We start from the raw sequence: 27000 nt of genomic DNA, 5'->3' as shown, positions 1-27000 counted from the left end.
CTATCTGTTTATGTATAAATATCCGTTATAGGTGTTTTGCCCTGGATTTTCTCCTGAGAACGTTAACACGTAGAAGTAAGTTCCTGTTGGAAGCTCTTCGTCTTCACTAATGGTCGCTCTCGCATTGGATCTACCCGTAAATACGTTGGTTGTTTCATTATATCCATCGGTCTCGAATATCAATACACCCCATCTGTTGAATATCTTCACGTTGTTGTTCGGGAAGTCTGTAATTCCTCGGATTTCGAAGAAGTCATTCAATCCATCTCCGTTTGGTGTAATACCGTTGAATATTTCGAATATAGCTCCTCCAACGTTTGGTATATCGGTTACTGTTGGATCGTCCGGATCACCATCACCGTCGTTATCGGTATTGGTAATATCGGTTGGGTCATCACTATCATCATCCACTTCATTACCATCACCGTCTTGACCTGTAGCAAGGGCTTGGTTAATTACCTCACCTGCTTCGATGTCTTCTTGTGTAATCTGGTACGTACCGGTAAAGGTCGTACTATCGGTTTCACCTACCTCCAATACTTCAATCGGTCCACCTTCGATCACTACTCCTGGAAGCGGATCGGTAATGGTGATGTTGTAAAGTGTAACATCTCCTGTATTGGTTACACTGAAGGTATAAGTAATGGTCTCTCCTACTTGCGGAATCTGATCTCCATTGTCATCGTTAAATACTCCTGTCTTCTCTAGAGACATTTTTGGATTCTGACACAATGAACTAATGGTTGGATCATTTTCGAATACGCTATCATCGTCACTCAAGTCGGACACTATCGTTCCGTCCGGAGCGGTTCCTTCAGCAGTTGCCTGATTCACTACTTCGCCATTGTCTACATCTTCTTGTGTTACGGTGTAAATTGCAGTGAAGGTTTCAGTATCAGACTCACCAGCAGCAATAGTTACAGGTCCCCCTACAACATCTACTAACGGATCGGTAACGATAACATTGGTCAATTCTACATTACCAAGGTTGGTCACTACGAAGTCGTACACAATCGTCTCTCCAAGATCGATACATCCGTCACCATCCTCATCGGTTGGCGTACCTACCTTGATCAATGCGATTACCGCATCCTGACATAGTTCGGTGATCGTTGGATCATCCTCAACAGGGCTGTCGTCATCACTCAAGTCGGTAACGGTTTCACCAGTTACGGTAACACCCGTAGCTGTTGCTTGGTTCTCTACTTGCCCTGCATCTATATCCGCTTGCGTTATTACATAAGTGGCTGTGAATGTTGTACTGTCAGATTCTCCTGGCTCTAATGTAATAGGTCCTCCTAGTACATTCACCAATGGATCGTCTACATCTATATTGGTCACAGTAACATTACCAGTGTTGATCACTTCAAAGCTGTACTCGATGGTTTCCTTGGTATCAGCACACTTGTCACCGTCACTATCAGTCACTACTCCAGTCTTGATCAAGGCAATGCTTGCATCCTGACAAAGATCGGTAGTGGTTGTATCGTCTGTATCCACTGTAGCACCAGAAAGGTCGCTTACCACAGTGCCATCAGGAGCGGTTCCTTCGGCTGTAGCTTGGTTCAACACCTCACCATTGTCGATATCACCTTGCGTGATCGTATAGCTTCCTGTGTATACCCATACTTCATCTGTATCCAGTTCTCCGTCACCATCGGTATCACCACTATCTGGTCCTGCTACAGGTCCACCCAATAATGGATCGTCTACTACAATGTTCGCTAAGCTTACATTTCCAAGGTTACTCACCTCGAAAGTATAGTCGATCACCTCTCCAGGTTCGCTACAGTCACCGCCATCGTCATAACTGGACGTTTTCACAATTGCAATGGCAGCTTCCTGACAAAGATCGGTAGTGGTTGTATCGTCTGTATCCACTGTAGATCCAGAAAGGTCGCTTACTACGGTTCCATCTGGAGCAGTACCTTCGGCAGTAGCTTGGTTCACTACCTCTCCATTGTCGATATCAACTTGAGTGATAGTATAACTTCCAGTATATACCCATACTTCATCTACATCCAATTCTCCATCTCCATCGGTATCACCACTGTCTGGTCCAGCAATGGGTCCACCCAATAATGGGTCGTCTACTACGATGTTCGCTAAGCTTACATTTCCTTGGTTGCTTACCTCGAAAGTATAGTCGATGGTTTCACCTGGCTGGCTACAATCACCTCCGTCATCATAACTTGAGGTCTTCACTATGGCAATCGAAGCATCCTGGCAAAGCTCAGTGGTTGTGGTCTCATCCGTATCTACAGTAGCACCGGAAAGGTCACTTACTACGGTTCCATCTGGAGCGGTACCTTCAGCCGTAGCTTGGTTCAATACCTCTCCGTTGTCGATATCACCCTGAGTAATGGTATAACTTCCTGTGTACACCCATACTTCGTCTACATCCAATTCTCCGTCACCATCGGTGTCACCACTATCCGGTCCAGCAACAGGTCCACCCAATAATGGATCATCTACTACAATGTTCGCTAAACTTACATTTCCTTGGTTGCTTACCTCGAAAGTATAGTCGATCGTCTCACCCGGCTGGCTACAGTCGCCTCCGTCATCATAACTTGAGGTCTTCACTATTGCGATGGCTGGGGATTGACACAATGTGGTAGTCGTAGTTTCATCGGTATCTACGGTAGCACCGGATAGGTCGCTTACCACGGTTCCATTAGGAGCGGTACCTTCGGCAGTAGCTTGGTTCAATACCTCACCATTGTCGATGTCCGCCTGAGTAATGGTATAGCTTCCTGTGTATACCCAAACTTCAGTCACATCCAATTCTCCGTCACCATCGGTATCACCACTGTCTGGTCCAGCAACAGGTCCACCTAATAATGGATCGTCTACAGAGATATTAGCTAGACTTACATTTCCTTGGTTGCTCACCTCGAAGGTGTAATTGATCATTTCACCAGGCTGGCTACAGTCACCTCCGTCGTCATAGCTAGCCGTTTTCACGATAGCAATGGCTGGAGACTGACACAATGTGGTTGTCGTAGTCTCATCGGTATCTACGGTAGCACCAGATAGGTCGCTTACGATAGATCCGTCAGGAGCAGTTCCTTCGGCAGTAGCTTGGTTCAATACCTCACCATTGTCAATGTCTACCTGGGTAATCGTATAACTTCCGGTGTATACCCAAACTTCAGTCACATCCAATTCTCCGTCACCATCTGTATCACCACTGTCCGGTCCTGCTACAGGTCCACCCAATAATGGATCATCTACTACAATGTTCGCTAAACTTACATTTCCTTGGTTGCTCACCTCGAAAGTGTAGTTAATCACTTCACCTGGCTGACTACAGTCACCTCCATCGTCATAACTAGCTGTCTTAACAATAGCAATATCTGGAGACTGACATAATGTAGTCGTTGTTGTCTCATCGGTATCTACAGTAGCACCGGATAAGTCGCTTACTACAGTTCCATCAGGAGCGGTGCCTTCAGCAGTGGCCTGGTTCAATACCTCACCATTGTCTATGTCTACCTGAGTAATCGTGTAACTTCCAGTGTATACCCAAACCTCATCTACATCCAATTCTCCGTCACCATCGGTATCACCACTATCTGGTCCTGCAACAGGTCCTCCCAATAGTGGGTCATCTACAGAAATATTAGTTAAGCTTACATTTCCTTGGTTGCTTACTTCGAAGGTATAGTCGATCATTTCACCTGGTTGGCTACAGTCGCCTCCGTCGTCATAGCTAGCCGTTTTCACGATAGCAATGGCTGGGGCCTGGCATAAGGTAACCACTGTTGGATCGTCTTCGGTTACTACCTCATCATCAGAAAGGTCGGTAACACCTACATTCGCTGGAGAAGTACCTAGCACACTTGCTTGGTTGGTTACTTGTCCGGCATCTATATCGTCTTGTGTCACTGCATAACTAGCAGTATAGATCCAAGTTTCATCTACATCCAATTCATCGTCTCCATCGGTATCACCTGACACATATACGATAGGTACAATTGGATTTGGCGCTTCCAACAATGGATCGGTCACGGTGATGAATCCAAGACTTACATTTCCTTCATTAGTTACAGTGAAGGTGTAGTCTATGGTTTCGCCTGGGTCTGCACAATTATCTTGATCTGTATCTACAAATACTCCGGTCTTCACAATCGCAATTACTGGATTCTGACAAAGGTCAGTTACAGTCGGATCATCTTCAGTCACTAATTCATCATCAGAAAGATCACTTACTGTTGAAGTATCAGGAGCTGTACCAGTAGCCGTAGCTTGGTTTTCTACTTGTCCAGCATCGATGTCAATTTGTGTAATTGCGTAACTCGCAGTGTACGTCCATGTTTCGGTTACATCCAATTCTCCGTCACCGTCGGTATCACCTGATGCGAATACGATAGGTACTACTGGGTTTGGAGCCTCTAACAATGGATCGGTTACCGTAATATTTGAAAGACTTACATTTCCTTCGTTGGTCACGGTGAAGGTGTAATCGATCATTTCACCTGGGTCGGAACACTGATCTCCGTTGCCATCTACAAATACTCCTGTTTTTACAATCGCAATTACAGGCTGCTGACAAAGCTCGGTCACAGTAGGATCGTCTTCGGTTACTAATTCATCATCGGATAGGTCACTTACAGTAGCTCCACTAGGTGTTGTTCCTGTAGCAGTTGCTTGGTTAGTTACCTGTCCGGCATCTATATCATCTTGAGTTACTGCATAGCTGGCAGTATAGACCCAAGTTTCAGTTACATCTAACTCACCATCTCCATCGGTATCACCAGAATCGAATACGATAGGTACTACTGGGTTTGGAGCCTCCAATAATGGGTCGGTTACCGTGATGTTAGACAGACTTGTATTTCCTTCATTGGTTACAGTGAAAGTATAGTCGATTGTTTCACCTGGATCGGTACAGTTATCTACGTTTTCATCATTTAGGATAGAATCTTTCACGATAGCGATTACCGAACTCTGACACAACGTAAGTACGGTTGGATCGTCTTCAGTTACTACTTCATCATCGGAAAGATCACTTACCGTAGTTCCGTCGGCATCGGTACCTTCAGCAGTAGCTTGGTTGGTCACATTTCCAGCATCGATATCATCTTGAGTTACCACATATGTTGCTATGTAGAACCAAGTTTCGTCCACATCTAGCATACCATCGTTATTGGTATCACCAGATTCAAATACGATAGGTACTACTGGGTTCGGCGCCTCCAATAATGGATCGGTCACTGTAATGTTTCCTAACGGCACGTTTCCTTGGTTGCTTACTGCAAAAATGTAGTCGATCGTTTCACCGGCATCGGCACACTGATCTTGATCGGTATCCACATAGGTACCGGTCTTCACGATAGCAATGGCTGGCGCAGGTGTTTGTCTGATCAAGATATATACAGTCGCTTGATCTGAAGCTTGTGGTGTTCCATCGTCATTTACGCTGTATACCATTTGATCTGTTCCTATAAATCCAGCATTAGGAGTATAGGTGAAGCTACCATCGGCGTTGAATACTACAGTACCATTAGCTGGTCCGCTTACAGGAGTTACCCCTGTATCCAATGTTTGGTTATCCCCTTCAGGATCGGAATCGTTATCCAACACATTTCCTGTAATTGGCGTATCCACTTCACCAGAATAGGCATCGTCATTAGCCACAGTGATGTTTCCGTTGTTCGGAATTACCAATATGGTTACGGTAGCAGTATCGCAAAGTGCCGGTGTACCGTTGTCACAGATGGTGTACATAAAGGTATCCTCACCTTCGAATCCTGGGTTTGGAGTATAGGTATAGCTTCCGTCAGGATTCAATACCACGGTTCCATTAGAAGGATCGGTATTCCCTGTGATGGTAATTGGATCACCATCCATATCGTAATCGTTCACCAATACATTTCCGTCTACTGGAGTATCCACTTCGGTTACTGCAGTATCGTTATTAGCAATCGGTGGATCGTTATCGATGATAGGATCGGCCACCACTTCGATGGTTACCACTGCCGTATCGCATGCTACAGGGTTTCCACCATCACAGATTTGGTAGGTGAAGGTATCCTCTCCTACGAAGTCCGTAGCAGGTGTATATGTGTACGTTCCGTCAGCGTTGAACACCAAGGTTCCGTTAGTCACATCGGTAATCAATGTGAAGATTTCGGTATTCGCTGGTCCGTCGCTATTATCATCATTCGTACCAACATCTCCGCTTACTGGAAGGTTTACGAATGTATCGTTGATATCATCTTTGGCCAAGATTGTATTTCCTGGGTCACCAATCGTAAGGTATACGGTCGCTTGATCCGTGGCTACAGGACTTCCATTGTCTGCAATTGTATATACAAACTGATCCGTTCCTGTGTATCCAGCAGCTGGTGTATACGTGAAGCTACCATCAGTATCAATTGATACCGTAACACCTTGTTGCGTGGTCACTGTAGTTGAAGTTACTGTTTGAGTATCTCCTTCGGGATCGTTATCGTTATCCAATACGTTTCCATCTACTGGAGTATCAACAAAGGTATTGTATGCATCATCGTTCGCTACAGTGATGTTTCCGTTATTCGGAATTACCTGAATGGTTACGGTAGCCGTATCACATAGGGCTGGTGTACCATCATCACAGATTGTGTATGTGAAGGTATCTTCTCCTTCAAATCCTGGGTTCGGAGTATAAGTGTAGCTTCCGTCTGGGTTCACTACCACTGTTCCGTTGGATGGATCTGTATTGCCAGTTACGGTAATTGGATCTCCATCAGGATCGAAGTCATTTACCAATACGTTTCCACTTACTGGCGTATCTACTTCCGTTGTATTCGTATCTGCATTGGCCACTGGCGGCTCGTTATCCGGAGTACCAATTGGCAATACTTCAATGTATACTATAGCCGTATCACATGCTATTGGGTTTCCAGCATCACAGATCTGGTAGGTGAAAGTATCTTCTCCCACGAAGTCCGTACCTGGCGTATAGGTATACGTTCCGTCTGTGTTGAACACCAAGGTTCCGTTGGTAACATCGGTCACTAGAGTGAATGTCTCAGTTCCCGCAGGACCATCCGCATTCTCATCATTGGTTCCAACGTTTCCACTTACTGGAAGATTTACATAGGTATCGTTGATATCGTCTACCGCAAGGATATAGTTTCCTGGGTCTCCAATGGTCAAGTAAACCGTAGCTTGGTCGGTGGCCGTTGGCGCACCACTATCTTCAATAGTGTACACAAACTGATCCGTTCCTGTATATCCAGCCGCTGGCGTATACGTAAAGCTACCATTGGCAGCGATGTTTACCGTTATTCCTTGCTGCGTAGTTACAGTTGCTGAAGTTACTGTCTGCGTATCACCTTCTGGATCGTTATCGTTGTCCAATACATTTCCACTCACAGGAGTGTCGATGAAGGTATTGTAGGCATCATCGTTAGCTACTGTAATGTTTCCACCATTCGGGATTACCTGAATAGTTACAGTTGCTGTATCACAAAGTGCAGGTGTACCATCATCACAGATTGTATAGGTGAAAGTATCCTCACCTTCAAATCCTGGGTTTGGTGTGTAAGTGTAAGTCCCGTCAGGATTCACAACTACCGTTCCATTGGATGGATCGGTATTACCGGTTACGGTAATTGGGTCTCCATCTGGATCGAAGTCATTTACTAATACATTTCCTGAAACTGGTGTATCTACTTCCGTAGTATTGGTATCTGCATTGGCCACTGGCGGCTCATTGTCTGGAGTACCGATTGGCAATACTTCGATGTATACCGTAGCCGTATCACAAGCAACAGGAGTTCCAGCATCACAGATCTGGTAAGTGAAGGTATCTTCTCCTACAAAGTCTGTAGCCGGTGTATAGGTGTATGTTCCGTCGGCATTGAACACCAAGGTACCGTTGGTTACATCGGTTACTAGAGTAAACACTTCAGTTCCTACAGGACCGTCTGCATTCTCATCATTGGTCGCCACGCTTCCATCTACTGGAAGGTTTACATACGTATCATTAATATCGTCTACCGCAAGGATGTCGTTTCCTTGACCACCAATGGTCAAGTACACAGTAGCTTGATCCGTTGCCGTTGGTGTACCGTTATCTTCAATAGTGTATACAAACTGATCCGTTCCCGTAAATCCGCTTGCTGGTGTATAGGTGAAGCTACCATCGGCAGCGATATTCACAGTTACCCCTTGCAAGGTAGTCACGGTTGTTGAAGTCACACTCTGAGTGTCTCCTTCAGGATCGTTATCGTTATCCAATACGTTTCCACTCACCGGCGTATCGATGAAGGTGTTGTAAGCATCATCATTCGCTACAGTAATGTTTCCGTTGTTCGGGATTACCTGAATGGTTACGGTAGCCGTATCGCAAAGCGCAGGCGTTCCATTATCACAGATCGTATACATGAAGGTATCCTCCCCTTCGAATCCTGGGTTTGGTGTATAGGTGTAGCTTCCGTCAGGATTCACTACTACCGTTCCGTTGGATGGATCAGTGTTACCGGTTACGGTAATTGGGTCTCCATCGGGATCGTAGTCATTTACGAGTACATTTCCACTTACAGGCGTATCTACTTCAGTAGTATTGGTATCTGCGTTTGCCACTGGCGGCTCGTTGTCCGGAGTACCGATCGGCAATACTTCGATGTATACCGTAGCCGTATCACATGCTATTGGGTTTCCAGCGTCACAGATCTGGTAGGTGAAGGTATCTTCTCCTACGAAGTCAGGACCTGGAGTATATGTATAGGTTCCATCAGAATTTAATACTAGGATACCGTTGGTAACATCAGTTACTAGAGTGAACGTTTCAGTTCCCGCAGGACCGTCTGCATTCTCATCATTGGTTCCAACGTCTCCACTTACTGGAAGGTTTACATATGTATTATTAATGTCGTCTACTGCTAGGATGTCATTGCCAGGATCACCAATCGTTAGGTAAACGGTTGCTTGAGCTGTTGCCGTTAGTGTTCCGTTATCTTCAATAGTATATACGAACTGATCCGTTCCTGTGTATCCCGCAATTGGTGTGTACGTAAAGCTACCATCGGCGGCAATAGCTACAGTTACTCCTTGTTGCGTTGTTACCGTAGCTGAAGTTACCGTCTGGGTATCTCCTTCTGGATCATTGTCGTTGTCCAATACGTTCCCACTTACTGGCGTATCGATGAAGGTATTGTAGGCATCGTCATTCGCTACAGTAATGTTTCCATTGTTCGGGATTACCTGAATGGTTACAGTTGCTGTATCACAAAGTGCAGGCGTTCCATCATCACAGATCGTATAGGTAAAGGTATCTTCACCTTCGAATCCTAGGTTTGGAGTGTAGGTGTAGCTTCCGTCAGGGTTTACTACCACAGTTCCGTTGGATGGATCGGTATTACCGGTTACGGTAATTGGATCACCATCTGGATCGAAGTCGTTTACCAATACATTTCCACTTACAGGCGTATCCACTTCAGTAGTATTGGTATCGGCATTTGCCACTGGTGGCTCATTATCTGGAGTACCGATTGGCAATACTTCGATATAAACGGTAGCTGAATCGGTCGCCAATGGGTTTCCGTCATCGGTAATGCTATATACGAAGGTATCCTCGCCAACATAATCCGTTGGAGGAGTATACGTATAAGCCCCTGTGTTAGCGTCGATCGTTACGGTTACTCCTTGAGCAGTTGTCACAGTAGTCGTAGTGACGGTTTGTGTGTGACCTTGCTCATCATAATCATTCGTCAATACATTTCCGCTCACTGGAAGGTTTACGTAAGTATCGTTAATGTCATCTACAGCTAAGGTAGTGTTACCATCCAATCCAACAAGAAGGTATACCGTTGCCACATCGGTAGCGACTGGTGTTCCATCATCGAAAATGGAGTACACAAAGAAATCAGGACCTACATAGTCGGTATTCGGTGTATAGGTAAAGGTTCCGTCTGCATTTATGGATAGCGTACCATTAGATGGTCCAACTATTGGAGTTAAGGCAGTATCTACTGACTGATTATCTCCTTCTGGGTCTGAATCGTTATCCAACACATTTCCGTTGATGGGCTCATTTACGAAACTGAAGTAAGAATCGTCGTTCGCCACGGTGATGTTTTGATGATCTGCAATTACCGTAATGGTTACTACGGCAGTATCGCACAAGGCAGGTGTGCCATCATCACAAATAGTGTATGTGAAGATATCCACTCCTATGAAACCTGGACTCGGAGTGTAAGTATAACTTCCATCAGGGTTCACTACCACACTTCCGTTAGAAGGATCGGTGTTACCGGTTACGGTAATTGGGTCTCCATCGGGATCGTAGTCATTTACTAGTACATTTCCACTTACTGGAGTATCAACTTCGGTAGTATTGGTATCTGCATTAGCCACTGGTGGATCATTGTCTGGATCACCTAGTGGAGAAACCTCAATGTATACCGTCGCTGTGTCGGTAGCCTGTGGATTTCCATCGTCTACAATCGTGTATTGGAAGGAATCTTCCCCAATGTAATCTGGTAGCGGCGTATAGATATAAGCTCCTGTGTTGGCATCTATAGTTACTGTTATTCCCAAAGTGGTAGTTACAGTAGTCGTAGTAACTGTCTGGGTGTCTCCTTCGAAATCAATATCATTGGTCAATACGTTTCCAGGAACTGGTACATTCACGAAGGTATCGTTAATGTCATCAATGGCATCGGTAGTGTTCAAGATTCCACCTACAGTTACATAAACTGTAGCTCTATCTCTTGCTACTGGGCTACCATCGTCAAAAATTTCATATACAAACTGATCGGTTCCTCCAAATCCTGCATTTGGTGTATAGGTGAAGGTTCCGTCTGCGTTCAACGTAAGTGTTCCGTTGGTAGGTCCACTTAGTGGTGAAATGGCAGCATCTACAGTTTGGTTATCTCCTTCAGGATCGGAATCGTTATCCAGTACATTACCAGAAACCGCCATACCTGGAGTGGTGTTGTAGGCATCGTCGTTAGCAACGGTAATGTTTCCGTGGTTTGGAATCACGGTGATAATTACCAAGGCAGTATCGCATAGTGCTGGAGTTCCGTCATCGCAAATGGTGTATTCGAAGGTATCTACCCCTTCAAAACCTGGATTCGGCGTATAGGTATAGCTTCCATCAGGATTAACAACAACGGTTCCATTAGCAGGATCGGTATTTCCAGTTACGGTGATTGGATCTCCGTCTGGATCGTAGTCGTTCACCAATACATTTCCGGAAATCGGTGTGTCTACTAGCGTAGTATTCGTGTCCTCGTTAGCAATAGGTGCTTCATTCTCTGGACCACTCAATGGTAGCACTTCAATATAAACCGTAGCCGTATCGGTAGCCTGTGGATTTCCATCATCCTCAATACTGTACGAGAAGAAGTCCTCCCCTACATAGTCGGTTGGTGGCGTATAGGTATAAGCCCCTGTGCTTGCATCAATTGTTACACTTACTCCTTGGTTAGAAGTAACAGTCGTTGTAGTCACGGTTTGTGTATCGCCTTCGATGTCGATATCGTTGGTCAATACGTTTCCAGCTACTGGTACATTTACAAAGGTATCATTGATGTCGTCAATCGCTTCGGTACAATTTTCCAGAATGGTCACTGCAACAGAAGCTGTACAGCCGTTGGCATCTAATACATTGATGGTATAGTTTCCAGCCGCTAGGTCGGTAAAGGTACCCGAAGCTTGTGGCGTTCCACCATCTAAGTTATAGGTATACGGTGCAGTTCCCCCTGCTGCAGTGGCAGTAACAGAACTCGGAGCACCACATAAAATATCGGTTTGTGCTGTAATGCTTATTGTAAGACCTGATGGCGGTTGCTGAACAGTAGCACTGTCCGTTAATACACAACCGTTGGCATCGGTAATGGTCACTGAATACGTCCCAGCAGTGAGGTTATCGATATCTTCTGTGGTCGCTCCATTGCTCCATAAGAAGGTATAAGGTGCAGTTCCACCTGTAACGGTAAGGTCTAGGGATCCCGTAGCCTCACCAAAACATAATACGTTATTTACCGCAATTCCGGAGCTCAATGCTGAAGGCTCATTTACGGTAGCATTGGCAGTAACGTCACATTGCGTTACTGTATCAAACACAGTTACTGTGTACACGCCTCCTGGAAGTCCAGAAATACTCTGCGTGGTTTGTCCACCAGGGCTCCACAAATACGTGAAGTTACCCGATCCACCTGTAACAGATACGGTAGCAGTACCGTCACTATCTCCATTACAGGTTACTGGCGTAGCCGAAGCAAAAGCCAATAGGTTTCTACAGGTACCTGGATTCACTGTGGTGGTTGCCATAGCGGTACATCCGTTGGCATCGGTCACAGTTACGGTATAATCTCCAGCGCTCAATCCTGTAATGGTTTGAGTCGTTTCTCCTCCTGGGCTCCATACATAGGTGTATGGCGGTGTTCCTCCCGATGGACTTGCGGTGGCAGTACCATCACCAGTGGTTGGACCGCTTTCGTCCGTTGCAGAAGCCGACACGGAAAGTGGGTTCTGAGGTTCAGTGATGATAATGGTTTCTTCTACTGGAAGACATACCGTACCGTCTATGGTTACACTTACGGTATAGGTTCCTGCTAATAAGCTACTGATCGTACTTGAGGTTACGCCCGTATCCACTTGTGGAGGCGTCGTATTCCAAGTGAAGGTGAAGGTAGCTCCCGGATTGGCCACAGAACTGGCACTTACAGTAGCACTACCTGTTGCATCTCCCGTACAAAGTACGTCCACTACATCATCTATAGTAATTACAGCATCGCAGGTATTGGTACAATCGATTACTACACTTTGTTCTAAGGTACAACCGTTAGCATCGGTTACCACTACAGAGTGTGTCCCTTGTGGAAGGTTGGTAGCCGTTTCTGTTGTCTGACTTCCTGCACTAGCACTCCACTGATAGGTATATGGTGGCGTCCCACCGCTCGTATTGGCTGTGGCTTCACCATCGTTACAAGCTTGCGCAGTAGTAGCATTCTCCTTTGTAATTACGATACTAATAGGAGTAGAAGGTTCAGAAATATTGATAGGTCCTTCAGTAAGCGTACAGTTGTTCGCATCTGTGATCACAACTGTATAGGTTCCCGCAGGAATGTCGGTTAAATCTTGAGTCGTTGCTCCAGTATTCCAAGAGTAAGAGTATGGAGGGGTTCCTCCACTAACGGTTACATCTATAGATCCAGTGCTATCGCCATTACACAATACATCTACGAAAGTAGAGGATGCAGATAATGGAGCAGCTGGTTGAGAAACCGTAGCGCTGTTGGTTGTCTGACATCCATTGGCATCGGTAATAGTTACGGAATAGCTTCCGGCAACCAAGTTGTTAATATCTTCGGTGGTTTCACCATTACTCCATAGGAAAGTATATGGAAAAGTTCCTCCTGTTACGGTAAGGTCTAAGGATCCCGTTGCATCCCCAAAACAAGGAACATTGTTCACGGCAATTCCAGAACTCAATACAGAAGGCTCATTTACTGTTACTGTAAAGTCCGCAGTACACTGCGTAGTAGCATCGGTTACCGTTACGGTGTATGATCCAGCAGTTAATCCAGAAATATCCTGAGTTGTTTGCCCTCCTGGGCTCCATAGGTAACTAAAGGCTCCTACTCCTCCGCTAACAGAAGCGGATGCAGTACCATCATTTCCTCCATTACAACTTACTGGAGTGGAAGTTGCGGTAACACTCAATCCTTGACAAGTACCTGGGTTTACGGTTGCGGTAGCGGTAGCGACACAACCATTGGCATCGGTTACCGTTACGGTATAATCTCCTGCACTTAATCCAGTGATTGTTTGTGTCGTTTCCCCTCCTGGGCTCCAAGAATAGGTATAAGGCGGCGTTCCTCCAGATGGGTTAGCGGTTGCTGTTCCATCTCCCGTGGTCGGTCCATTTTCGTCGGTAGCTGTAGCAGTTACTGAAAGTGGCGTAGAAGGTTCGGTAATGGTAACGCTTTGCTCAACAGGCAAACACACAGTTCCGTCAATGGTTACACTTACCGTATAAACACCTGCAGCTAGTCCAGTTACAGTACTAGAAGTAGCACCACTGTCAACTTGCGGTGGTGTTGTATTCCAAGTGAACGTAAACAATGCGGTTGGATTGGCAGCAGAGCTGGCACTTACCGTAGCACTACCTGTTGCTTCTCCAGAACAAAGTACATTTACTACATCGTCTACAGAGATTACGGCATCACAATCGTTGAAACAATCGATAACGACTCCTTGCTCAAGGATACACCCATTAGCATCGGTAATGGTAACAGTGTGGGTTCCCGTAGGAAGGTTGGTCGCGGTTTGCGTTGTTTGGTTTCCTGCACTAGCACTCCACAGATAGGTATAAGGCGCTGTTCCTCCGCTAGGTGTAGCGGTAGCTTCACCATTGGCACAACCTCCAGAAGCAGATGCATTGTCTTTTGTAATGATTACACTAATTGGTTCTGGCTCATCTACGGTCACACTAATGGAATCTGTATTTCCAATAGAGTCTTCAACTTCGATAGTATATACACCAGCCACTAGACCCGTAAAAGTTCCACTACTTTGCGGTGTTCCACTATTTAATGAATAGGTATAAGGTGCGATACCTCCCGTAGCAACAGCTTCAATAGAACCACTGTCATCACCAAAACAAAGCGCATCTGTAGGAGTAGCGGTCACATCTAATTCTGCGTAACAATCTACATCGGCATTTACGGCACTGGTCAATACCCAAGACTGTCCATTTACGGTCTGTCCATTTTGTCCGTTTCTAGTATCGATAGTAATGTCTACCTGAGTCACGGTGCCCGGTACATTATCCAACGTCAACATTGGAATGGCCATACAACAAGTGCCTCCTGGCAAGGAAGCATCGGGTCCGTAAATGATCACCTCATCAGAAATACCTCCTGCTTCAGCACGTAATAATAGGTAACGCCCATCTGGTGTCAATTCTGAAATTGGCACCTCAACGCTCACGTCTCTTGAGGTTGGGAACGATGGAATGGTAACTGAAACCGTCTGAATGTTATTTACACCACTTAGGTTGGTAAAGGTTCCTGCACTGGATGTATTACTGTTGAAATTTCTGAAGGCATATACTACAATAGACTGTAAGTCGCACTGCAGCGAGTTGTCTACGTAGGTTACAGAATCTGTACTTCCAATAATCAATCCTCGGTAGAACCACTCATTCGTACTTCCATTCACCAAGGTTCTTTGTAACGTATGCACTACTCCAGCACCATCGGTGAAATCGATAGTGGCTCCTGGATTGGCATCGTCATATACAATCTCTACTACATATTGGAACACATTACTGGAATCCGGAATGTTGATCGTCGTATTAGAGTTGCAATTGGCATTGTTCGGATATTCATCCACTGTTCTATTATCGGAACAGCTATAATCCCAATCGGCAATGAAACAAGTTAATGGTACATTGGTAGTTTGGGTTACCGCAGGAAGCACACAACCGCTTCCATAAGAACCGGTATAACTAACTTCTGCAACGAACTGCCCTGTAAATGAACCTCCTCCTGTATATTCGAAAGTTCCGTTAGATCCGGTAGCGGTTCCTACGGAAGTTCCGTTAAGGAAGAATTCCCAGCTATAAGAATCGGAAAGGGAATTACATCCCATCTGATCTACAGCGACTGCATAGTCTACAAAACTTGTACAACCTTGTCGTGCTACGGTTGGTGTTAGCTCCGGACAAGGCACACAGATATCTGGATTATCAAACACTTCGGAAGTGGTTTGACAACTTGAGTTTTCATAATTAATTACCGTCGTACCGGGAACTTGAACTCCACAAACATCCGTAGAGATCGCTTCAATCGTATAGGTTAGGGTAATGGTTTCGTCGAAAATTTCATCTACAAACCAAGAAATGGTGTTTCCAGAAAGACTGGTGGTCCCTTTACTTGGATTCAACGTACCTCCTACAACAGAGAATCCCGTTTCAATATCATCGGTTACTAAAGCCTGTCCAGGCAATTGCTTGGCAGCAAATACCAACTGACCCAGAATCTGTGAATAGATTCCAGATAGATCGGCATTGTTTGTAGTTAGGAAAGCACCTGCATTCTGAACATCGTTCAAGAATGAAGTTGCAATGGCGGTTTGTCCTTGGTTCAAAGCACCAATAAGACCCACCGAAAATACTTTCTGATCGTATACTTCACCACCTACGGTAGTTGTTTGGGCATTGACCCCTGCCTGAATTGCATTTAAGGTACAGCTACTTGTTGCACTTTCGTCACAATTATCTGAAGCTCCAATTTCCCAAGTAGGAATACCATCCGTTAGGAAAATAATGCTTCTTGATGTGGCACAGTCGAACGTACCATTATTTATTAACTCATTATCTGCTGCTACTAATCCTCCTTCAGAATTTGTCCATCCACTGGCAACAATATCATTTATTTCATCGATAATATCGCTTTGCCCTGAACTCCCCACCAAATTAACCTCTGTGGTAACATCGGTCCCAAAGGTTACCAAGGCAATTTTATTTAAACCGGTAGGGTTATTGGCTGGTAAAAACAGGTTATTAACAAACTCGATAGCCGCATCCTGCGCATATTCTAATGGAAGTAAGGTAGAAGGGTCCCCATCGTCGAAGCCCATACTTCCAGATCGGTCTATCACCAAAACAACCTCCTGCGGCTTAGGAGGTGGATTTCCAATTATTTCAAGAGTGACGTCAAACTGATTACACTCGGTTGCGTTTTCTACAGCAATCTTATTTACTGTAATGTCCTGTGCAAAAACAGAACCAAATGAAAACAGCAATACACAAATTGAAAGCCAAAAAAGCTTCGCATTGTTTGTATCTGTAAATCGTAATAATCTTTTCATAAAAATAATTTTAGGTGATTACCTACAATTGATTTAAGCCTTATATCGATATTATTGTTCTGTTGGATTTGGAACATATACTTTCACTACAGTACTCGTGGTACAACCGTCTTGATCGGCGATCACTTCGTAACAACCCCATTGTTTGGAAGCTGATTTGCCCGAAGCCATGGCCTTTACATAGAACTTATAGGTTTCTTTACCACGTAATGTGATATTGGAAAGACTTTTCTTGGATTGGGAATTCACAAAGGACAAATCTGCCACAGCAGCAGACTGTAACGATTTCTGTCCTCGTTCACATCCCTCCTGCATAAGCGCAGTAGAAAGTGTAAAAGTCTTGGTACTGGATGAAGTGTTCGTTAACTCCAACGTGAAGAACGCACCGTTCTCATATACCGCTTTGCTATTCCTATCTTTTTCTACAGTAAGAGTAGCTCCACAATTCTGAGCAAAGGATGATGCTGTAAACACAAACAAAAGTGCGAAGGTGAGAAGGTTACGCATAGCGCATAGCCTAGTAGCATATGTGAGGTACATAGGTTCTAAAATTTAATTAGTTAGATGTCGATAATTAAAAAGCCCCAACTGCTTTTTGATACCCAAATATACGTAGGAAAAAATGTTAAATTATTTACAACAAGGAACTATTAGCCAAACTGTTATAAATATTCGTTGAAATGCATAAAAAGTACGGTTTTTCCACAATTTATTGTAGGAAAAAGGCATACGTACTTATACGTATATACCTTATTTTATTGGCGGTCAGAGCGTTTTATTTTGTCAGAACTAATGCGGGGTTTTTTACTACTAATCAAGCTTTTATAACACTAAAACTACCCGTATCTTTGCCCAAATTTTAATTGTAGGAAATGTCCTTGGAAATAGAAATTGGTCGTAGAAAGACTTTTGGAATTGTATCTCACCCAGATGCCGGAAAAACCACACTTACCGAAAAACTCCTTCTTTTCGGGGGCGCCATTCAAGAAGCGGGTGCCGTAAAAAGCAATAAAATAAAGAAGGGGGCCACTAGTGATTTTATGGAAATTGAAAGGCAAAGGGGAATCTCTGTAGCGACTTCTGTGCTTGCTTTTGAATACGAGGGAATAAAGATTAATATCCTTGATACTCCAGGTCACAAGGACTTTGCCGAAGACACCTTCAGAACCTTGACGGCGGTAGATAGTGTTATTGTAGTCATCGATGTTGCCAAAGGGGTGGAGGAACAGACCGAAAAATTGGTGGAAGTATGTCGCATGCGAAACATTCCTATGATTGTTTTCATCAACAAACTGGACCGAGAGGGAAAGGATGCTTTCGAATTGTTGGATGAAATAGAACAGAAACTTCATTTAAAGGTAACCCCACTCTCCTTCCCTATCGGAATGGGGTACGATTTTAAGGGTATCTATAATATATGGGAAAAGAATGTAAACCTATTTAGTGGTGATAATAGAAAAAATATAGAGGAAACCATTGAAGTAGAGGACATCGCTTCACAGGAACTCGATGATCTTATCGGGGATGAAGCCGCCGAAACCCTTCGTGAAGAATTGGAATTGGTGTATGAAGTATATCCCGATTTTGACCGCGAAGCCTATTTGAACGGTACGTTGCAACCCGTATTCTTTGGTTCGGCATTGAATAATTTTGGAGTGAGGGAGCTATTGGATTGCTTCATTAGCATTGCCCCAAAACCCAGACCCAAGGAAAGTGATACCCGTTTGGTACAACCCGATGAAAAGGCTTTTTCCGGATTTGTTTTCAAGATACACGCCAATATGGATCCCAAACACAGAGACCGCTTGGCCTTTATAAAGATCGTTTCAGGAACCTTCGAAAGGAATACGCCTTACCTTCATGTTCGAAATGGAAAGAAAATGAAGTTCTCCTCGCCCAATGCCTTCTTTGCTGAAAAGAAGCAGGTAGTAGATATCTCCTATCCTGGCGATATTGTGGGGTTACACGATACGGGGAACTTCAAAATTGGAGATACCCTTACCGAAGGGGAACAAATGCAATATAAAGGTATACCCAGTTTTTCGCCAGAGCATTTCAAATACATCAATAATGCCGATCCCATGAAAAGCAAGCAATTGGAAAAGGGAATCGATCAGTTAATGGATGAAGGGGTAGCTCAGTTATTCCGTTTGGAATTGAACGGTAGAAAGGTAATTGGAACGGTTGGCGCCCTTCAGTTTGAAGTCATCCAATACCGATTGGAACATGAATACGGCGCGAAATGTAGTTACGAAAACCTGAATGTTCATAAGGCTTGTTGGGTAGATCCCGCCGACCCGAAAAGCGAAGAATTCACTGATTTTAAACGGGTTAAATCAAAATTCTTGGCAAAAGACAAGCAAGGCCAATTGGTATTCTTTGCCGATTCTGCTTTCACCTTACAAATGACACAGAGCAAATACCCGAACGTGAAGCTGCACTTTATTAGTGAGTTCGAAAGCGTGCACGCTTAGTAGAAGTTTTAAATTTTAAGTACTTAGTGTTAGGTGTTTAATTGTTGAATCGCTTAGATGTTGAGTCAAGGTATTGGCAATAATTTTTACATGTGTAAATATTTTTGTCATTGATTGTTCCCTGCGCACTGAAACTGTCAACCTTGAACCCAGAACCCTAAAACTCGCAAACGGAAAAATTCAAAATGTAAAATTGAGAATGTAAAACTGTGCTTTGAATAAAAAGTAAGTAGCAAGTAGAATCACACTTCGATTAAACAGTTAAACGCTTCAGCCCTGCACCTGGAATTCGGAACTTAATAACGAAGATTAATTATAATAATGTGCAATGATCTGTAGGTCATCCTTCCCTGAACCTAAATAAATAAATACAGATCCCGTTCCTGAGGTATTACCAACGGCTATCTGGGCCGCAAATAGGGCTACGTAGGTTCCTGGACCTAACTTCACATAATCAGTACCGGTATTTTTGTATTCTTGATAGTCCCCATTATCTCGATCCGAATTCGCATAAAACTGACCATTTAGAGCTATTAAACCTCCGGTTTCCCGACAGGTGGTCCCTGAAGAATTCAAATCAATACACCATGGCCCTCCATTAATGGGATTTCCATCCACATCATTTATTATCGCGGCTCCATCATATTCATCCGTCGGGTCTGTTACCTGACGAAAGTATACAGCCGTTTGGATCACACGGGCATGCTGGTCCGAAATACGATCATTGGATTTATATAAGGAATAAGAAAGTGAATAATTCACTTCCAGAATAGCGTTTTGTGTCAGCGTGAAAGCTTCGGCAGGGAAATTAGCTAAATTACCTGCTATGTTATACCCAAAGGCATTTCCTGTTTGCACAATTCTGGTTGAAGATGTTTCTGCATCATCCAAGTAATTTTCCGAATCGACCAAAATTTCTATGGTTTTATCGGTAGGCAATCCTAAAGTAAGATCTCCATTGGTGTCGGCATATACCCGAGTGGTAGATCCAGTTCCTAAATTATTAATGTTGTTCTTACCGTCCAACCCTTCGATTCTCACATTGGACGCAGCCCCTGCTACATGTAAATCCTTCTGTGGAGTGGTCGTATTTATACCTACCTGCGCTACCATTGTTGATCCCAAAAGAAGCATCGTAAACAATTCTAAACTCTTCATATTCCTTGCATTTAATTGTACACTCTTATTTTCAGAAAATCCTGCGCACCACCAAACCCAACACTGGTATAAGAAGCCGCATTATCGTTTATTCTTCCGTAGAAATACAAAGTATGCGTACCCTGCGAAATGGTAAAGTAAGCTTGGCCATTCATATAGGGATACCCTATAATTCCTTGATTGGAAGTAGCATAATATTGCCCCTTGTGCCCGTATTCCTTTCCAGCTTCCGTGGCATCCAATCCATCGTTGTTTAAATCGATTTTAAAAAACGTCATCATGGACACTGCCTGATCGAAATCCACATAAGTGGTGGGAACACCTGCCGACAAATCGTTACCTGCTATAAGCAGTGTAATGCCATACTTCACTTCTACCATGGCATCTTGGGGCACGGTAAAGGTTACTGTGGTTATTTGCCCTTCTACCTGTGTTTGTCCCAAGTCATCGCTATTTACTACACTACCAGATCCATACCCTAAACCATAGGGGTCATCGGCGACAAAATCCGGAACGTCTATGAGAAAGTTAAAGGGTTCTTGTCCACTGGCTCCGGTGCCATTACCCAGTACAATGTCTCCGTTACCATCCACAAAGACGGGAGCTAAGTCTACCCCGTTATTATAGGTAGGATTGTTTGCAGAGTCCAAGCTTTCAATACGCATGGTAGAAGTTGATCCTGCAATATGTAGATCTTCTTGTGGAGCTGTAGTTCCAATTCCTACCTGTGCATACATAGGTCCTATTATTAAAATTCCAATTGTAAAAAGTAGTGTTCGCTTCATGGTCCATCCATTTAGTACAATCGCATAAACAAGAAATCGTTATGCGTTGCAAATTCAACATAGGTAGCTTTGGAAGTTGTTCCTCCTCCCGAAGCTTTGGTGTTGGAAGACACCCTTCCTTGTATGGTAATATCATATGCCCCTGCTGAGGGCAGAGAAATGTAGGCGGTTCCACTATTGTAAAACGGACCCGCCACACTATTCGATGTTCCGCTGCTATAGGATTTCGATGCCGTAGCATATTCTCGGGTATCACCAGTTACGACAACATGTGTTTGAATCCTTCTGGCCAAGTTATCAGTAATAATAGCATAGGTGTTGTCTAGGAAGATATCATAGCTCATTCCGTATTTTACTTCCAAAACAGTGGCTCTAGGAACAGTAATGGAATAGGTAAACACATCTACGGTAACTTCACCCGTTGAACTAGTTGCCAATAAGGTCGCCGTACTGGTCGGAAGTGACGTATCATCAAAGGCATCTACTTCCTCAGACCCATAAATAGTCTTAAGCTCTAAGGTAAAATCCCCCGCATCATCTACATAAAGTGGATACGTATTATTGGTTAAATCTCCGTCAGGTTCCGTGTCGCCCCCATTATAACTATTATTGGTAGCATCCAGGCCTTCTACCCTAATTGTAGCGGATGTACCTGCCATATGCAACGCCTGTTGTGGATTGGTCGTGTTAATCCCGACATTCTGAGCTTGTGTTCCATATACCAAAGAACAAATAATAATGAGAGAATATATCAACTTCATAAGCCAACGTTTTAGTTAAAACAAAGCATTAGTGTGCCATGAGACACTAAGTCTCATTCTTCTCTGGAGCAAATGGGGAAATAAAAGGGGATTTAAATGGCTTCCTTTGGGGAAAGGCAATGCCGCCAGGTTCTGGTTGAAAATAAGTAGGACTTACTTACAATAACACGATGAACATACAAATTTCATCGACAAAACGCCGTTTTTTTCTGTTAAAAGTTTAAATATCAATAAAATATGCGTTTTTACCGTAATATTACCCTACCAAACCCATAGGGGTTTATAATTATAGCGCAGAAAAAAGCCCCACTTTAAAGTGAGGCTTCGATTTTTTTATGCTTCTCCCGTTGGGCCGAAATTGATCGGTATGGGAGGTTGCTGATAGTCCTTTATTTCGCCATGGGCGCCTTCAAAACGTTGTATGTTATCGTTTAACGCTTTCAAAAAACGCTTGGCGTGTTGTGGTGTCAATACAATTCTGGACTTTACCTTGCTCTTGGGAACGCCTGGCATGATGGTTACAAAATCCAGTACAAATTCAGATTGTGAATGGTTAATGATCGCTAGGTTACTATAAATCCCTTGTGCCACATCGGCATCCAACTCTATATTGATCTGCCCTTGTTTGGGCTTCTTTTCTTCTGCCATTAGTATGGGTTTTAAATAACAAGCGCCCCTTACGGAGCGCCTGGTTTTCTACTATTAGTTATAATTCACTTCTTGCTTCTCGCGGGTCATATCTTCCAGTTCCTCCTTGGATCCTACGATGATCGTATCGTAGTTTCTCATTCCGGTTCCAGCTGGAATTCTGTGTCCAACGATTACATTCTCCTTAAGACCTTCTAAGGTATCTACCTTACCGCTTACTGCAGCTTCGTTCAATACTTTAGTTGTCTCCTGGAAGGATGCCGCAGAGATGAACGACTTGGTCTGTAGCGACGCTCTGGTAATACCTTGCAATACAGGAGTAGCTGTCGCTGGTACTGCATCACGCCCTTCAACCAAGGCCTTGTCTTCTCTTCTTAAGATGGAATTCTCATCGCGAAGTTCACGGGCAGTTACGATCTGTCCTTCTTTCAAGTTCTCAGAGTCTCCAGCTTCTTCAACCACCTTCATTCCGAAGATCTTGTCATTCTCCTCGATAAAGTCATATTTGTGTACCAATTGGTTCTCCAAGAACGTAGTATCTCCCGGATCTACAATTTGTACTTTACGCATCATCTGGCGAACTACCACCTCGAAGTGCTTGTCATTAATCTTCACCCCTTGCAAACGGTATACTTCCTGTACTTCGTTTACCAAGTACTGCTGTACGGCAGATGGCCCTTTAATTTTCAAGATGTCAACTGGTGTAATCGCTCCATCGGATAAAGGCATTCCTGCTCTTACATAGTCATTCTCCTGTACCAAGATCTGGTTAGAAAGCTTCACCAAGTATTTCTTGATCTCTCCTAACTTGGACTCTACGATGATCTCACGGTTACCTCTCTTAATCTTTCCGAAGGATACAACACCATCGATCTCACTTACTACTGCGGGGTTCGATGGGTTACGTGCTTCGAACAACTCGGTAACTCGTGGAAGCCCCCCTGTAATATCCCCTGCTTTCGCAGACTTACGTGGTATCTTCACCAAGATCTTACCAACCTTGATCTTCTCGTTATCATCTACCATAAGGTGTGCTCCCACTGGTAAGTTGTACGAACGGATCAATTCGTCTTTAGCTCCTAAAATTTGAAGCGTAGGAATCTTTTTCTTATCCCTAGATTCGGAAATTACCTTCTCCTGGAATCCAGTTTGTTCGTCGATCTCAACTTGGTAGGTAACCCCTTGCTCGATGTTCTCGTATTTAATCTTTCCGGCAAATTCGGAAATGATCACACCGTTATATGGATCCCACTGACACACTACATCGCCTTCCTTCAATTTCTGTCCATCCTTGATAAAGATGTAAGAACCATAAGGAATGTTATTCGTACTTAGGGTAATTCCTGTTTTCTCATCAATCAATTTGATTTCAGAAGTACGGGAGATTACGATATCTACTGTATTTCCTTCTGCATCTTCTCCTTTTACAGTTTTAAGATCTTCGATCTCTGCTCTACCGTCGAATTTAACGGCCAATTTGTTCTCTTCAGAAATGTTACCGGCAATACCCCCTACGTGGAACGTACGAAGTGTAAGCTGTGTACCAGGCTCTCCAATAGACTGAGCTGCAACTACACCCACCGCTTCACCGCGCTGTACCATTTTGTTGGTCGCAAGGTTTCTTCCGTAACAAGCAGCACAGATTCCTTTTCTGGCTTCACAAGTAAGTGCAGATCGTACTTCTACGGTTTCAACAGGAGAAGCATTGATTACCTTCGCAATCTCATCGGTAATATGACCTCCAGCTTCTACCATCACTTCCTTGGTCAAAGGATTTATTACATCGTTCAACGAAGTACGTCCTTTAATTCTATCACCTAGGGTTTCTACTACTTCTTCGTTCTTCTTCAATGCAGTCACCTCGATTCCTCTCAGTGTACCACAATCCTCAATATTAATGATCACATCCTGAGATACATCTACCAAACGACGGGTTAGGTATCCAGCATCTGCCGTTTTCAAAGCGGTATCTGCAAGACCCTTACGTGCACCGTGCGTAGAGATAAAGTACTCAAGAATGGAAAGTCCTTCCTTAAAGTTAGAAAGAATTGGGTTTTCAATAATTTCACCTCCACCAAAGTTCGATTTCTTCGGCTTGGCCATCAGACCACGCATCCCGGTTAACTGACGAATCTGCTCCTTAGAACCACGCGCTCCAGAATCAAGCATCATATACACCGAGTTAAATCCTTGCTGATCCTCACGGATACGTTTCATGGAAAGCTCGGTAAGCTGTGCGTTTGTCGCCGTCCAAATATCAATTACCTGATTGTATCGCTCGTTGTTGGTGATTAATCCCATGTTATAGTTGGCAATAATACCATCTACCTGAGAGTTGGCAGAATCGATCATTCCTTGCTTTTCGGCAGGGATAATGATATCTCCCAAACTAAAGGACAATCCACCTTCGAATGCGAATTTATATCCTAAGTGCTTGATTTCGTCCAAGAAAGCAGCCGTTTCAGGAACAGAAGTTACTTGAAGGATTCCCCCGATAATATCCCTTAGGGATTTCTTGGTCAATACTTCATTAATGTAACCTGCGCGCTCTGGCACTTTATCGTTAAAGATTACCCTACCTACAGTAGTCGTAATCAACTGAGTCGCTAATTCACCTTCCTCGTTAAAGTCTTTGGTTCTTACTTTAATTTCGGCATTCAGATCTACTTTCCCTTCATTATAAGCAATGGTTACCTCTTCTGGAGAGTAGAAAGTAAGACCTTCTCCTTTTACGGTGTATTCGTCGTCTGTCTTTCTCAATTTGGTCATGTAGTACAGACCCAATACCATATCCTGAGATGGTACCGCTACTGGCGAACCATTCGCAGGGTTCAAGATATTGTGAGAAGCCAACATTAATAATTGGGCTTCCAAAATAGCCTCAGGACCTAGTGGTAAGTGCACTGCCATCTGGTCACCATCGAAATCCGCGTTAAACGCCGTACATACCAATGGGTGTAACTGGATCGCCTTACCCTCGATCAACTTAGGTTGGAAGGCTTGGATTCCCAATCGGTGCAATGTGGGGGCACGGTTCAATAGTACCGGGTGTCCTTTCAATACGTTTTCAAGGATATCCCACACCACAGGTTCTTTCTTATCGATAATCTTCTTAGCAGACTTTACCGTTTTTACAATTCCTCTTTCGATCAACTTACGAATTACGAAAGGTTTGTAAAGTTCGGCAGCCATGTCCTTTGGAAGACCACATTCAAATAATTTCAATTCCGGTCCAACAACAATTACAGAACGTGCTGAGTAATCCACACGTTTCCCCAATAAGTTCTGACGGAAACGTCCTTGCTTACCTTTAAGGGAATCGGATAGGGATTTCAACGGTCTGTTGCTATCGGTCTTCACAGCAGAAGACTTACGCGTGTTATCGAACAAAGAGTCTACAGACTCCTGAAGCATACGCTTCTCGTTACGTAAGATTACCTCTGGTGCTTTGATTTCCATAAGACGCTTCAGACGGTTGTTACGGATAATTACACGACGGTAAAGGTCGTTCAAATCCGAAGTCGCGAAACGACCACCATCCAATGGCACCAATGGACGTAATTCCGGTGGAATTACAGGTACCACCTTCATGATCATCCACTCTGGCTTGTTCTCACGGTTGTTGTTGGCTTCACGAAGTGCTTCTACAACTTGAAGACGCTTTAATGCTTCCGTCTTACGTTGTTTGGAAGTTTCGTTGTTTGCTTTGTGTCTCAACTCGAAAGACAGGGCATCCAAATCGATACGCTGTAGCAATTCGATCAAACACTCGGCTCCCATCTTAGCGATGAACTTGTTAGGATCGTTGTCTTCCAAGTACTGGTTTTCCTGTGGAAGGCTGTCTAAGATATTCAAGTATTCCTCCTCAGTAAGGAAATCCATTTTTTGTAACGGTTCTCCTTCTTCATTCTTCGCCAAACCTGGTTGAATTACTACATATCTTTCGTAGTAAATGATCATATCCAACTTCTTGGATGGAAGTCCAAGTAAGTATCCAATTTTATTTGGCAACGAACGGAAGTACCAGATGTGAGCTACAGGAACTACCAAGTTAATGTGTCCTACGCGATCACGACGTACCTTCTTTTCGGTTACCTCTACACCACAACGGTCACAAACGATACCCTTGTAGCGAATTCTTTTATATTTACCACAGGCACACTCGTAATCCTTTACAGGACCAAAGATGCGCTCACAGAAAAGACCATCACGCTCCGGCTTATGCGTACGGTAGTTGATCGTTTCCGGCTTAAGTACTTCTCCTCTGGACTCTGCCAAAATAGACTCTGGAGAAGCTAAACCGATAGAAATCTTGTTGAATTTCTGTACTGTGTTTTCTTTATTTCTTGCCAT

At 43.9% G+C, this 27000-nt stretch carries 8 protein-coding genes; 1 reads left to right on the top strand and 7 read right to left on the bottom strand.

The genetic code is table 11. The features are described 5' to 3' along the window. Positions 1 to 16821 carry an Ig-like domain-containing protein gene (locus tag POV27_RS10640; RefSeq protein ID WP_272862747.1) on the bottom strand — a complete coding sequence of 5607 codons (16821 nt, stop codon included), beginning with the start codon at positions 16819 to 16821 and terminating at the stop codon, positions 1 to 3. A 51-nt stretch (positions 16822 to 16872) separates the two neighbouring features. Further along, a complete protein-coding gene (locus POV27_RS10635) occupies positions 16873 to 17328 on the bottom strand; it encodes a hypothetical protein (RefSeq protein ID WP_272862746.1) in 456 nt (151 codons plus the stop codon). Between the two features lie 365 nt (positions 17329 to 17693). On the opposite strand from POV27_RS10635, the gene POV27_RS10630 reads away from it, so the two are divergent. Next, entirely contained in the window at positions 17694 to 19295 is a 1602-nt protein-coding gene (locus POV27_RS10630; protein WP_272862745.1) for a peptide chain release factor 3, read from the top strand. Between the two features lie 309 nt (positions 19296 to 19604). On the opposite strand, the gene POV27_RS10625 is transcribed toward POV27_RS10630, so the two are convergent. From POV27_RS10625 to rpoC, 5 genes are all read right to left on the bottom strand, one after another. After that, positions 19605 to 20453, bottom strand: coding sequence for a hypothetical protein (locus POV27_RS10625; RefSeq protein ID WP_272862744.1), 849 nt, complete (start codon positions 20451 to 20453; stop codon positions 19605 to 19607). Between the two features lie 11 nt (positions 20454 to 20464). Then, positions 20465 to 21238: a hypothetical protein gene (locus POV27_RS10620; protein WP_272862743.1), complete on the bottom strand. Its 774-nt coding sequence runs from the start codon at positions 21236 to 21238 to the stop codon at positions 20465 to 20467. Positions 21239 to 21249: 11 nt separating this feature from the next. Further along, a complete protein-coding gene (locus POV27_RS10615) occupies positions 21250 to 21999 on the bottom strand; it encodes a hypothetical protein (protein ID WP_272862742.1) in 750 nt (249 codons plus the stop codon). A gap of 333 nt (positions 22000 to 22332) precedes the next feature. Further along, entirely contained in the window at positions 22333 to 22647 is a 315-nt protein-coding gene (locus tag POV27_RS10610; RefSeq protein ID WP_272862741.1) for a DUF3467 domain-containing protein, read from the bottom strand. Between the two features lie 54 nt (positions 22648 to 22701). After that, positions 22702 to 27000, bottom strand: a complete 4299-nt coding sequence (rpoC, locus tag POV27_RS10605; RefSeq protein ID WP_272862740.1) for a DNA-directed RNA polymerase subunit beta' — start codon at positions 26998 to 27000, stop codon at positions 22702 to 22704.

This window comes from Aureisphaera galaxeae, from assembly GCF_028561275.1.
Classification (GTDB): domain Bacteria; phylum Bacteroidota; class Bacteroidia; order Flavobacteriales; family Flavobacteriaceae; genus Aureisphaera; species Aureisphaera galaxeae.
This window is presented reverse-complemented; position numbering and strand designations above follow the sequence as displayed.

Bases quoted from the DNA above. Each gene is read 5' to 3' on its own strand.
- rpoC (WP_272862740.1), bottom strand. From the start codon at position 27,000: ATGGCAAGAAATAAAGAAAACACAGTACAGAAATTCAACAAGATTTCT.
- POV27_RS10615 (WP_272862742.1), bottom strand. From the start codon at position 21,999: ATGAAGTTGATATATTCTCTCATTATTATTTGTTCTTTGGTATATGGA.
- POV27_RS10635 (WP_272862746.1), bottom strand. From the start codon at position 17,328: ATGCGTAACCTTCTCACCTTCGCACTTTTGTTTGTGTTTACAGCATCA.
- POV27_RS10625 (WP_272862744.1), bottom strand. From the start codon at position 20,453: ATGAAGAGTTTAGAATTGTTTACGATGCTTCTTTTGGGATCAACAATG.
- POV27_RS10640 (WP_272862747.1), bottom strand. From the start codon at position 16,821: ATGAAAAGATTATTACGATTTACAGATACAAACAATGCGAAGCTTTTT.
- POV27_RS10620 (WP_272862743.1), bottom strand. From the start codon at position 21,238: ATGAAGCGAACACTACTTTTTACAATTGGAATTTTAATAATAGGACCT.
- POV27_RS10630 (WP_272862745.1), top strand. From the start codon at position 17,694: ATGTCCTTGGAAATAGAAATTGGTCGTAGAAAGACTTTTGGAATTGTA.
- POV27_RS10610 (WP_272862741.1), bottom strand. From the start codon at position 22,647: ATGGCAGAAGAAAAGAAGCCCAAACAAGGGCAGATCAATATAGAGTTG.